Genomic DNA, 10,038 nt, shown 5'->3' on the forward strand with positions numbered 1-10,038 from the left:
GTTGCAGAGGTGAGCGGGCGCCGGCGAGGCGCCCCGCCGAGCAGTGGAGGAGAAGCCGTCGTGCGTCAGATCATCATCATCGGTTCGGGTCCGGCCGGGTACACGGCCGCCATCTACGCCGCGCGCGCCAACCTCACGCCCCTCCTCATCGCCAGCTCGGTCGAGGCCGGCGGCGAGCTCATGAACACCACCGAGGTCGAGAACTACCCCGGCTTCACCGACGGCATCCAGGGCCCCGACCTCATGATGGCGATGCAGGCGCAGGCCGAGCGCTTCGGCACCGAGGTCGTCCTCGACGACGTCACGTCGGTCGAGCTGCAGGGCGACGTCAAGCGCGTCACCCTCGGCAACGGCGACGTGCACGAGGCCCTCGCGGTCATCGCCGCCACCGGATCCGCGTACCGCAAGCTGGGCCTCCCCGCGGAGGACCGCTTCAGCGGCCACGGCGTCTCCTGGTGCGCGACGTGCGACGGCTTCTTCTTCCGCCAGAAGACCATCGCGGTCGTCGGCGGCGGCGACAGCGCGATGGAGGAGGCCACCTTCCTCACGCGCTTCGCGGAGAAGGTCTACGTGATCCACCGCAAGGACACCCTGCGCGCCTCGAAGATCATGCAGGACCGCGCGTTCGAGAACCCCAAGATCGAGTTCGTCTGGAACGCGCAGGTGGTCGACATCACGGGCGGCGAGAAGGTCGACGGCGTGGTGCTCGAGGACACCGTCACCGGCGAGCAGCGCCCGCTCGCCCTCGACGGCCTCTTCATCGCCATCGGCAACGACCCACGCACGCACCTCTTCCACCAGCAGCTCGAGCTCACCACCGAGGGCACCATCGCCGTCGAGGGCCGCTCCTCGCGCACGAACCTGCCGGGCGTGTTCGCGGCCGGCGACGTGATCGACCCGACGTACCGCCAGGCCGTCACGGCCGCCGCGTCCGGCACGGTCGCGGCGCTCGACGCGGAGCACTTCCTCGCGTCGCTGCCGGACACCCTGCTCGACGCCGCATCCGACGGACCGGACGGCCCCGCGGGCCACGGCGCTCCGGCAGCCGGCAGCGCGGTGGATCCCGACGGCGAGCTCGTCGGCGCCGACCACCAGTAGCCGCACCCCCATCACGACCCGATCCGGCATCCGCTCGGATCCACGCGAACCACACGAAGGAGAACCCATGTCCCACTCCCGCGACGTCACCGACGCCAGCTTCCAGGCCGACGTCCTCGACGCCGAGAAGACCGTCATCGTCGACTTCTGGGCGCCCTGGTGCGGCCCGTGCAAGGCCGTCTCCCCCGTCCTCGACCAGATCGCGGCCGAGAACCCCGGCATCGAGCTCGTCAAGATCGACGTGGACGACAACCCCGAGATCGCGATGAAGTACAAGATCACGTCGATCCCGGCCATGAAGGTCTTCCAGAAGGGCGAGGTCGTCAAGACCGTCATCGGCGCCAAGCCGAAGCCGGCCCTCGAGCAGGAGTTCGCCGACTTCCTGAAGTAGGCGTCTCTCGCGCCGTACAGGCGGCGAGTACGACCGGAGGGCCCGGCACCGCGAGGTGCCGGGCCCTCCTTCGTCCCGCCCACACCGTCGCCGGCCAGGGCGCTGCACCGGAGGATCGCGGGCCGACGCCCGTTAGGCTGGACGGCAATCGGACAGTGAGAGACGTGACGTGACACCTGCAGGCAGCCCCCGCGAATCCGCGGGCACCAACCTCGACCCCTGGTTCCCCCACTACGCGGAGAGGACCTCCGGCCTCAGCGCGTCCGAGGTCCGCGCCCTCTTCGCCGTGGCCTCCCGCCCCGAGGTCGTGTCGCTCGCCGGTGGGATGCCGTTCGTCTCGGCCCTCCCGCAGGAGCTCATCGTCTCGGCGATGGAGAAGGTCATGCGCGAGCGCGGCCCCGTGGCGCTGCAGTACGGCGGCGGCCAGGGCACGCCGGAGCTCCGCGAGGACATCCTGGAGATCATGGCCCTCGAGGGCATCCGCGGCAGCGTCGACGACATCGTCACCACCACGGGCTCGCAGCAGGCGCTCGACCTCGTCACGAAGCTCTTCATCGACCCCGGCGACGTGATCCTCGCCGAGGCACCCAGCTACGTCGGTGCCATCGGCGTCTTCCGCAGCTACCAGGCCGTCGTCGAGCACGTGGTCATGGACGACGACGGTCTCGTCCCCGAGGCGCTGCGCGAGGCCATCGCCAGGATCCGCGGCGAAGGCCGCACCATCAAGTTCCTCTACACGGTCCCCAACTTCCACAACCCGGCCGGCGTCACCATGTCCGCCGCGCGGCGACCGGAGATCCTCGAGATCTGCCGCTCGAACGACATCCTCGTGCTCGAGGACAATCCCTACGGACTGCTCTGGTTCGACCGGCCCGCCCCGGACGCCATGCGCAGCCTCGACGACGAGGGCGTCATCTACCTCGGCTCCTTCTCCAAGACCCTGGCCCCCGGCTTCCGCGTCGGCTGGGCGCTCGCCCCGCATGCCATCCGCGAGAAGCTCATCCTCGCCCAGGAGTCGGCGGTCCTCTCCCCCAGCTCCTTCAGCCAGCTGATCATCTCGGAGTACCTCCACGCCTCCGACTGGAAGGGCCAGATCGACACCTTCCGCGGCGTGTACCGGGAGCGACGCGACGCCACGCTGTCCGCCCTCCAGGAGCACCTGCCGAGCCTGACCTGGACGGTCCCGAACGGCGGCTTCTACGTCTGGCTGAAGCTCCCTGAGCAGCTCGACTCCAAGCAGATGCTCCCCCGAGCAGTCACGGCCCTCGTCGCCTACACGCCCGGCACGGCGTTCTACGCCGACGGCCGTGGACGCGACGCCATCCGCCTGTCGTTCTGCTACCCGACGCCCGAGCGCATCCGCGAGGGCATCCGCCGCATGGCGGGGGTCATTGACGACGAGCTGGATCTGCTCACCACGTTCTCCGGCACGGGTGCGCTGGCGTCACGCCCCACGACGTCCGTCGTCACGCCGCCGCCGGACCTCGACTGATAACCCGCGTCCACGAACACCGACCGCAACCGGATCGAGCATCATGACCGCACACGAGCCCCTCTCCGTCCTCGTCCTCGCGGGCGGGATCTCCCACGAGCGCGACGTGTCGCTCCGCAGCGGTCGCCGCGTGGCCGATGCCCTGCGCGCGGCCGGTGTCCAGGCGTCGCTCCGCGATCCCGACGCCACCCTCCTGGACTTCCTCCGGGACACGCCTCCCGCCGTCGTGTGGCCGGTCCTCCACGGGGCCAGCGGTGAGGACGGCGCGCTCCTCGGCCTGCTCGAGCTCGCGGGCGTCCCCTACGTGGGCTCCTCGGCACGATCCGGACGTCTCGCATGGGACAAGCCGACCGCGAAGGCGATCGCCGAGTCCGCGGGCATCCGCACGCCGCGATCCGTGACCCTCCCCAAGGACACGTTCCGTGAGCTCGGCGCGGCTGCCGTCCTGCGCCTCGTCACCGAGGCCGTGCCCGCTCCGTACGCCGTCAAGCCGGCCCGCGGCGGGTCGGCACAGGGGGTCACGATCGTGACCGATCCGGGATCCCTGCCGCGGGCGATGGTGGACGCCTACACATACGGCGACGTCGCCCTCATCGAGCAGCTCGTCGAGGGTACCGAGGTCGCGATCGGCGTCCTCGACACCGGCGACGGCCCCGAGGCGCTCCCTGCGACCGAGATCGTGCCCACATCCGGCGTATACGGCTACGAGGCGCGCTACAACGCGGGTCTGACGCGCTTCTTCACGCCCGCGCGCATCTCCCCCGAGGCGAACGCGGCAGCCTCCGCGGCCGCCATCGGGATCCACCGTGCTCTCGGCATCGGACAGATGTCGCGAGTGGACATCATCATCGACGCCGCGGGCGAGCCCTGGTTCATCGAGGTCAACGTCATCCCCGGTCTCACCGAGACGTCGTTGCTCCCGCAAGGACTCGCGGCTGCCGGGGTCGAGGTGGGCGATCTCTACCGCCGCCTCGCCGAGGCTGCGCGTGGAGCCTCCTCCGGCCCCTGACGCCTCTAGCGCGTGAACGGAGGCGACCCTCCCAGGTCGCGTCCCTTCGCTTCGCGTCAGCTGGCGTCGGCGTCTGGGACGCCCATCTCCTGGGCGATGCGCGTCAGATCCCCCACCGTCGCGAAGTCGATGATGATCTGGCCCTTCTGGGCCGACATGGTCACGCGCACGCTCGTGTTGAGGTGGTCCCCGATGCGCTGGGCCGTGTCGCCCAGATGCGCGTTGCGCGCCGAGCTGGCGGACTTGCGCGGCTTGCTGGTCCGCTGTCCCCGTTGCGCAGCAGCCTCAGCCGCCCTCACGGAGAGATCCTCGTTGACGATCTTCTCGGCGAGGTGGCGCATGGCGTCCTCGTCCCCGGACGACAGGATCGCGCGCGCATGCCCCGCAGACAGGACGCCGGCCGCTACCCGATGCTGCACGTCCTCGGGTAGACGGAGCAGGCGGATCGTGTTGGTGATCTGCGGCCGCGACCGTCCGAGGCGCTGCGCGAGCTCGTCCTGGGTGATGGCGAAGTCGGCCAGCAGCTGCTGATAGGCGCTGGCCTCCTCGAGGGGATTCAGCTCCGACCGGTGCAGGTTCTCCAGCAGGGCGTCCCGCAGCATGGACTCGTCGGCGGTGTCCTTGATGACGGCCGGGATGGTGTCCAGCCCGAGCTCCTTGGTGGCCCGAAGACGACGCTCCCCCATCACGAGCTCGTACCGGGCGCGGCCATCCGCGTCGGCACCGAGCGGGCGCACGACGATCGGCTGGAGCACCCCGTACTCCCGGATCGACACCATGAGCTCCTGGAGCTCGTCCTGGCGGAAGTCAGTGCGCGGCTGCTGCGCGTTCGGGGTGATGTCCGCGGGATCGAGGTTAGCCAAGCGCGCCCCGGGAACAGCCACGAGCTCCGGCTCGCCCTTGGCCTGCGACTCCCCCTGCACCCCGCTCGGCGCACCCGCACCGATGCTGTCCGGGAAGAAGACGTCGACAGGCCTGCTGCGCTCATCGGACGTGGGGATGAGCGCGCCGATGCCTCGACCCAGGCCGGTTCTCTTGGTTGCCATTATCTCCGGGCTCCTCGGTGTGCGATCTCGGCTGCTGCCTCCAAGTAGGAGAGAGCGCCAGGTGAATTGGGGTCGTAGCTGATGACGCTCTGGCCATAGCTGGGCGCCTCGCTGATGCGGACCGACCGTGGGATGAGGGTCGTGAGGGTCTGCTGAGGGAAGTGCTCACGCACTTCGGCCGCGACCTGCTGGGCGAGGTTCGTACGTCCGTCGTACATGGTCAGCAGGATGGTGGACATCGCCAGCTCGGGGTTGAGATGCTGCGCGATCAGCTCGATGTTCGAGAGCAGCTGACTGAGGCCCTCGAGCGCGTAGTACTCGCACTGGATGGGGATCAGCACCTCCCTGGCGGCGCTGAACGCGTTGATCGTGAGCAGCCCGAGTGACGGCGGGCAGTCGATCAGTACGTAGTCGAAGTCGCGCCCGCTGTCCGACGCCAAGAAGGCATCGAGCGCCTTTCGAAGCCGACGTTCACGGTGAGGAAGGTTCACGAGCTCGATCTCAGCTCCTGCGAGATGGATCGTCGCGGGCACGCAGAAGAGAGTGCCGAATTCAGGGCTGGTCTGCACGACCTTCTCTATGGCGACATCATTGACGAGCACGTCGTACACGCTCATGAGGTCGCTGGAACGGTCTGCGCCGAGCGCTGTGGATGCGTTTCCCTGCGGATCCAGGTCGATGACCAGTGTGCGCGAGCCGGCCTTCGCGAGCGCAGCGGCGAGGTTCACGGTGGACGTGGTCTTCCCCACCCCGCCCTTCTGGTTGGCGATCGTGAAGACCCGAGTGCGTTTCGGGCGTGGCAGAACGAGACCCGCGAGGGCCTTCCGTCGTCGGCTCGTCTCGGAGAGCTCGCGTGCGATGGGACTCAGGTCTTCATCCACGGATTGCTCCCGATCGGTGGTCGAGGTGGGCGATGGGTGCACGGTGCGTATCGGCATGTTTCACGTGGAACATCCAGCCCTCGTCGCGGCTTCTGCTCTGTAATCCGATTTTGATCAGCTCTTCTATCTTGGATTGACGGGCATCGTCACTCATGCGACTCGCGCCCGGATCACTCGCGTGACCTCGTCGACCTGCCCCGAACCGAGCGTGAGCACCTCGACATCCTCCAGGTGGTATTTGCGAATGGCCTTGCTGGCAGCCTCGACCTCGCGCTCCGCGTTTGATCCCTTCATCAGGACGAGCTCTCCTCCGGTCTTCACGAGTGGCACGGTAAGCGGGATCAGCTTCGAGAACGCACTGACGGCCCGCGCTGTCACCTGGTCGAGACTGAACTCCTGAGCCACCTCCTCCGCACGAGCGCGTCGAACAGAGACGTTGTCCAGGGCTAGATGCGCCACCTGCTCTTCCAGCCAGGCGATGCGGCGCTCCATGGGCTCGATGAGCACGAACTCGACGTCCGGTCGCGCGATAGCGAGCACCAGTCCAGGCAGCCCTGCTCCGGTTCCGATGTCGCCGACAAGTCCAGGGCGTAGAAGCGGCGCGACCAGCACTGAGTTGATGATGTGCCGAGACCAGAGTCGCGGGGGCTCGAGGGGTCCGATGAGCCCGAGCTCCTCTCCGCGCTGACCGAGCTGAGAGACGAATTCGCGTGCCACGTCCAGGCGGTCTCCGAACATCGATGCCGCCACTGTCGGCTCCGACTCGATGATGATCTGCTCAGGCATCGCCTATCCATCCTGTGTTCGGTGGCTGTGTCAACTAGAACATGTCCGCGGCCCGTGTCAGCATCGAGCGGTCGCGACGACTGTTGAGGCGTGTCCTGCGAGTTTAGCGTTCACGGATGTTGCGCGAGGACCGGATCGGCCCTCAGTCTGCCGTCCGGCACGCTGATTCCCCCCTCATGTTTCACGTGAAACCGGCCGGCTCTGCAGGCGGTGGTCTCACGCTCCGCGGGTGTGCGCGCACTCCGCGGGATCCCTCCTACCCAAAGCCGGCCTATGTTTCACGTGAAACACTCATCGACATGCACGGGGCAAGTCGATGGACCACCTTCACGTCTGCGCGCCTTGCACCGAAGCGTCGAGCATCCGAGCTGACCAGCCCTGCACCCTCGTCTCACGACGACCAGATTGTCAAATCCAAGTGCATCCCGATGGCCCGGTTATAACACACACGTGCTAAATAGACACAGTTCCGTGTCTAGCGTGGGACAAGGAAGAGGCCCGATCCGCCGGACCAGGCCTCTCCATTCACGCCGCGGTACTCACGCCTTCGTGATCACCGTATGACGGTCGCGCCCCTCACCCTCGGACTCCGACGTGTACCCCCGCTCGGCCACGATGTCGTGCACGAGCTTCCGCTCGTATGACGACATGGGCGGCAGGGACGCGGTCGCCGATCCGGCAGAGATGCGCTCGATGGCACGGTCGACGAGCTGGGCGAGCTCGACCTGACGCGCGTCCCGAGAGCCGCCGACATCGAGGATCAAACGGCTGAACACGCCCGTCTTGTTCTGGACCGCGAGTCGGGTCAGCTCCTGGAGCGCCGTCACGGTCTCCGGATTCGACAGCAGGCGCAGGTCCTGGGAGTCCGCCGCGTCGACGGCGACGTATGCACGCCCACCGCGCTGATCGATGTCGATGTCGCCGTCCAGGTCGCAGATGTCGAGGAGCTCCTCGATGTAATCAGCCGCTATGTCGCCCTCGTCGACGGCATCACCGCCGCCAGCGACCGCGACCTGCTCGGGCTCGGATGGCTCCGTCACACCGTCGACGCCACCTGCATCGGGCACAAGCACTGCCTCGCTCTCCACGTCGGTCATCGGCTCTTCGATCCCGCCTGCTTCTTGGCGCGGTTCTTGCTGACCGGCTGCTGACGCTGCGCCGGCTTGCGCTCTTCGACGACGATGGTCGACGAATCCGACGCCGCCTCAGGGGTGACCAGCTTGCCCTTGCGCGCCAGTCGGGCCTCACGGGCACGCGCCGCCTCGCTACCCGGAGTCGGCATGTTGCGGATGACGAGGAACTGCTGCCCCATCGTCCAGAAGTTCGAGACCAGCCAGTAGAACATCACGCCGAGGGGGAAGGCGATGCCAGACACGGCGAACACCAGCGGGAGGATGTACAGCAGGATGCGCTGCTGCTTGAACATCGGGCTGGCCTTCGTCTCCTCGGACATGTTCTTCGCCATGATCTGCAGCTGCGTGATGAACTGCGAAGCGCTCATGAGGATGACCATGGTGGTCGCGATGACGATGACGGTGACGTTGCCGTTGGCCGTGGAGATGGCCGACTGGAGGGGAGCGCCGAGGAACGACGACTCACCGAACGAACGGGAGAGCTGCTCGTTCAGGAGACCGATGCCAGGGAGCTCCTCCACCGCGGCACGGTGGAGCACCGAGTAGAGCGAGAAGAAGATCGGCATCTGCAGGAGCAGGGGGAGGCAGCTGCTCAGCGGGTTGGTGCCGGTGTCCTTGTACAGGGCCATGGTCTCGCGGGACATGGCCTCGCGCGAGAACTGGTCGCGCTTGCCCTTGTACTTGTCCTGGATCTTCTTCAGCTGCGGCGCGACCTCCATCATGCGGCGCTGGTTCTTGATCTGCCGGACGAAGATCGGGATGAGCGCAGCACGGACCACGAGCACGAGGCCCACGATCGACAGCACCCAGGTGGCGCCGTTGTCGGGATCCAGCCCGAGGGTGGTCCACAGCGTGTGGAAGCCGACCAGGATGAGTTCGATGACCCACTTGATCGGCCACAGGATCGTTCCGAGGAAGTCCATGAGGTGGTCGTTAGCCCTTTCCGTGGCTGGGTGCGACGACGAATCCGAGCCTCGTGCGCCGGTAATGCTGGACCCGACGAGCGGGGACGTCGTCGATGCCGCCCTCCGCCCAGGGGTGGCACCGGCACACGCGCCACGCGGCGAGGAGGCCGCCGTGGACGAGTCCGTGCTCCTGCACGGCCTCGAGGCCGTAGGCCGAGCACGACGGGTAGTACCTGCACACGTCCCCATACAGAGGGGATACGACGCGCCGATAGAGGCCGATCACGGCGATGGCCGCGTTCCGGGGCGCTAGGACGACGGAGGTCAGTACCCTCTTCATATCGTCCTCACGACCCGCGTCACGGCTGACGCGATCTCCTCCTGCAGGGTATCCCACGGTGTCTGCTCCATGCCTGGCAGTACGCGGATCACGATGGAGGTGCCCATGGGGACCTCGGGGAGCATGCCGGCCGACACGGCCTTGAGGCGCCTGCGGACGAGGTTGCGGGTCACGGCGTTGCCGACCTTCTTCGAGACGATGAACCCGAAGCGGGTGGGCGAGCCATCGGAACCGGCCAGCGCGGAAACGACCGCGGTCCCCGTGGTCGTGCGGCGTCCTCGCCTGACGATGGTGCGGTAGTCCGCACCGCTCGTCACGCGATTCCGCCGAGCGAGCACGTGCTACGCGGAGAGCTCGGTGCGTCCCTTGCCACGACGGGCGGCGAGGATGGCACGGCCGGCACGGGTGCGCATGCGGAGGCGGAAGCCGTGCTTCTTGGCCTTCTTGCGGTTGTTCGGCTGGAAGGTGCGCTTGCTCACGGTGAGTCTCCACTCAGGTTGGTCCACGGGGCCGACGAGTGCGGCTGGGAAGATGGGGCAGCCTCGAGGGGCTGGGTCAACTGCCTAAATCTACGGGCCGGGCGGGCTGCGGTCAAACCCGGGAGCCGGATCGTGATTATCCACACAGATCGGCCATCGGCCGGTATCGACATGCCGCCGTCGATAGGGTCGATTTGTCCTGATCTCCGACAGTGGCTACCGTGTGGCGTGGCCGCGACGCGTCGGGGATCGCCCGCGCGGTGCTGACGGCCCGTTCGCACACAGGGTGGATAACCCTGTGAGTAACTATGCTGTCCGCGGTCGCGGTACCCGGATGGTCCGCACCCTCGGAGCCTCCGGGGACGGACGCCGCACGCACGACCGCGACGCCCTTCCAGCGTCGACAGCAGTCCGCGCACCGCGTGGCGGCCCCGGCACCAGCCGCGGGACCGAGCCTGGTGACGGCAGATGGGGAAAC

General features: G+C 67.7%; 12 protein-coding genes. 4 read left to right on the forward strand and 8 right to left on the reverse strand.

Features of this window, described 5'->3' with window-relative positions:
- Positions 1-60 precede the first annotated feature (60 nt).
- The 4 genes from trxB (at position 61) to NL142_RS15665 (ending at position 3,990) form a co-directional block, all read left to right on the forward strand.
- Positions 61-1,098, forward strand: a complete 1,038-nt coding sequence (trxB, locus tag NL142_RS15650; protein WP_194684026.1) for a thioredoxin-disulfide reductase — start codon at positions 61-63, stop codon at positions 1,096-1,098.
- A 67-nt stretch (positions 1,099-1,165) separates the two neighbouring features.
- Entirely contained in the window at positions 1,166-1,489 is a 324-nt protein-coding gene (trxA, locus tag NL142_RS15655; protein WP_012039655.1) for a thioredoxin, read from the forward strand.
- Between the two features lie 169 nt (positions 1,490-1,658).
- A complete protein-coding gene (locus tag NL142_RS15660; protein WP_435080433.1) occupies positions 1,659-2,981 on the forward strand; it encodes an aminotransferase-like domain-containing protein in 1,323 nt (440 codons plus the stop codon).
- A 43-nt stretch (positions 2,982-3,024) separates the two neighbouring features.
- Positions 3,025-3,990: a D-alanine--D-alanine ligase family protein gene (locus NL142_RS15665; protein ID WP_435080434.1), complete on the forward strand. Its 966-nt coding sequence runs from the start codon at positions 3,025-3,027 to the stop codon at positions 3,988-3,990.
- A gap of 56 nt (positions 3,991-4,046) precedes the next feature.
- On the opposite strand, the gene NL142_RS15670 is transcribed toward NL142_RS15665, so the two are convergent.
- From NL142_RS15670 to rpmH, 8 genes are all read right to left on the reverse strand, one after another.
- Positions 4,047-5,036: a ParB/RepB/Spo0J family partition protein gene (locus tag NL142_RS15670; protein WP_435080435.1), complete on the reverse strand. Its 990-nt coding sequence runs from the start codon at positions 5,034-5,036 to the stop codon at positions 4,047-4,049.
- Complete coding sequence (locus NL142_RS15675) at positions 5,036-5,917, reverse strand: ParA family protein (protein WP_435080436.1); 882 nt, start codon at positions 5,915-5,917, stop codon at positions 5,036-5,038. Before NL142_RS15675 ends, NL142_RS15670 begins: the two co-directional genes overlap by 1 nt.
- A 150-nt stretch (positions 5,918-6,067) precedes the next feature.
- The gene (gene rsmG, locus NL142_RS15680) at positions 6,068-6,703 is read right to left on the reverse strand and encodes a 16S rRNA (guanine(527)-N(7))-methyltransferase RsmG (protein ID WP_435080437.1); all 636 of its coding nucleotides are present in this window, start codon (positions 6,701-6,703) and stop codon (positions 6,068-6,070) included.
- A gap of 539 nt (positions 6,704-7,242) precedes the next feature.
- Complete coding sequence (locus NL142_RS15685; RefSeq protein ID WP_435080438.1) at positions 7,243-7,800, reverse strand: Jag family protein; 558 nt, start codon at positions 7,798-7,800, stop codon at positions 7,243-7,245.
- Positions 7,797-8,759, reverse strand: coding sequence for a membrane protein insertase YidC (gene yidC, locus NL142_RS15690; RefSeq protein WP_194684015.1), 963 nt, complete (start codon positions 8,757-8,759; stop codon positions 7,797-7,799). Before yidC ends, NL142_RS15685 begins: the two co-directional genes overlap by 4 nt.
- Positions 8,760-8,769: 10 nt before the next feature.
- Positions 8,770-9,081, reverse strand: coding sequence for a membrane protein insertion efficiency factor YidD (yidD, locus tag NL142_RS15695; protein ID WP_194684013.1), 312 nt, complete (start codon positions 9,079-9,081; stop codon positions 8,770-8,772).
- The gene (gene rnpA / locus NL142_RS15700) at positions 9,078-9,419 is read right to left on the reverse strand and encodes a ribonuclease P protein component (protein ID WP_435080439.1); all 342 of its coding nucleotides are present in this window, start codon (positions 9,417-9,419) and stop codon (positions 9,078-9,080) included. The genes yidD and rnpA overlap by 4 nt, the downstream gene beginning before the upstream one ends.
- A 3-nt stretch (positions 9,420-9,422) precedes the next feature.
- Positions 9,423-9,560, reverse strand: coding sequence for a 50S ribosomal protein L34 (gene rpmH, locus NL142_RS15705; RefSeq protein ID WP_012039665.1), 138 nt, complete (start codon positions 9,558-9,560; stop codon positions 9,423-9,425).
- Positions 9,561-10,038 lie beyond the last annotated feature (478 nt).

It is taken from the genome of Clavibacter quasicaliforniensis (assembly GCF_051201715.1).
Lineage (GTDB): Bacteria > Actinomycetota > Actinomycetes > Actinomycetales > Microbacteriaceae > Clavibacter > Clavibacter seminis.